Annotated in this window: 1 protein-coding gene; it reads left to right on the top strand. The window is 46.6% G+C overall.

The features are described from left to right. The first annotated feature begins 327 nt into the window (after positions 1 to 327). Positions 328 to 1,770 (top strand): hypothetical protein, encoded by a 1,443-nt coding sequence (locus tag ACR0EN_RS21205; RefSeq protein WP_170819284.1) that lies wholly within the window; start codon positions 328 to 330, stop codon positions 1,768 to 1,770. Positions 1,771 to 1,923: the final 153 nt, after the last annotated feature.

The raw sequence follows: 1,923 nt of genomic DNA, 5'->3' as shown, positions 1-1,923 counted from the left end.
AACAAGCCACTCATCACGCCTCCTGAAGGCCAGGAAGTTGAGTCAGCCCGGTCCAGAAATTGCAACCAAATCAATGAAACCAGAGCCTAGGTTTTGCCAAACAGCACTTTGCTCCAGCGAAAAACCGTTTAATGTGGCGCAGAACTAAATGGCTTGTTTAGCTTAATTTAAAATAAAACGAATTGGGAGCATTGAACTTTGCTAGTTGTTCGGTATTGGGACGTGTTTGTTGTCCTAAGTTTGGCTTGCTTCGCACTCTGTGTATGGATTGCATTCGCCGCATCTGGATGGCCTAGCGATGTTTGGGACGGCGCTCGAGATGCGGGAATGATCGAACAAATGCGTTCTGGAAACTGGACGCAAGATCCAACGCATAACTTCTCACCCAGATGGTATAACCCGCTCTACCATGCAATTCATGCCATCCTTTCAGATGTATTTGGCGTGAGCACTTTGACTATGCTTTCGTCTGCTCCCACCCTACTGAACATTTCAGCGCCAATCACATTCTATATTCTTGCAAGAGTTCATTTGGAAAGAACTTGGGCATTTGCGGCACTGGCATCATTTCTATCGCTGTCCCCAGGGCTTTTACCGGGACCACTGAGTGCTGGTTACTCAATTGATGGCTTACCTATCACTACTCTTCAGTTCGTCACCTACACGACGTTGGCTCTGACAGCATTTTTTTATAAAAAGCCGGCCATCACTACTTCCATTCTCCTTGGTGTATCATTGGGTGCAGCAGCGTTGGCACACAATTCAATACTTGCAGTTACATGGAGCACTGCAGCAATTGTGATTTTCACCCTGATTGGAAGAGGAAAAATCAATATAACCGAGTTCTTCGGGTTTGCCGCCGTCATCTCGGGTATCGCAGTCGGTATCGCTGCAATACATTTCCTGCCAATTGCTTTGGACTATCAAGGGATAGCCAACCCTACCCCTTCAACTTGGGTTCCATCGATAGCAGTATTCTCGTTTTCTCGATTCTGGACGCTCATCGATGACTGGATGGGAATATCGACCCTCATCGCGCTGGTAGGTTTATTCGGGATTATTCGGCAAGGTCGAACAGCGGTTTTCGACTCCAACAATTTTGTTGTCCTGGTCTTTTTATTCGTTTTGTCGGTATTGGCATTGTTTGGGGTAACGGTCACCGTCTTTCACCTGAACGCGATTCAAGTTGCACCGTACTTCCACTTTCTATTTTATCTTAAAGCGGTCGAGGCACTTCTGTTTGGGTATGGTTTCCGTGTTATATTTGGACTTCTTAAAACGAGGGCACCACAGTACGCATTGAAGATTTGCGGATTACTTGTGCTACCACTATTCGCGCATGGTCTATTTCTCGCGTATGACCGATATAAGTCAAATATCAGTGGGTCCTTGTGGATGAGTAATCAACCGGAACTCGTTGAGGCCACTCAATGGCTTTTGGATACGACTAACAACGATGACATTGTGTTGACTTCCGAGTTCGACAATGGACTTGATAGCCCGGTTCTTCCTGTGATGGCATCGGGCCGACAGATGATATCAAACAGACCCTATTTTCTAAGCCCTTTACTTCCCTTTCGCGAACTAGAAGCAAGGCGCGCCTCACTCTACGAGATGCTATTGAGCGAAGACTGCGATAGTTTGGGGAGAGCTGGCGTCAGCTATGTGTTCATGAGAGCAAAAGAAACACCGTCTATTCCAGAATGCGCTTTCCTGATCGAGCAAAACAAGTCATTTGCCTTTTTTCGTCTCTCAAAGCTCGAAGATTGAAATTGGATACGCGGCTGTCTTAGCCCCATAAAACGGTACCATTATTTTGGTGTCATGGAAGGGATGACGATTACTGCGAGTGTTATGGCTGATGGGAACACTTTCGGCCATCTATCGTAGCGGGTTTCTACTCGGCTCCATTCCTTCAAGCGA

It is taken from the genome of Ruegeria sp. AB7, from assembly GCF_056542625.1.
This window is presented reverse-complemented; position numbering and strand designations above follow the sequence as displayed.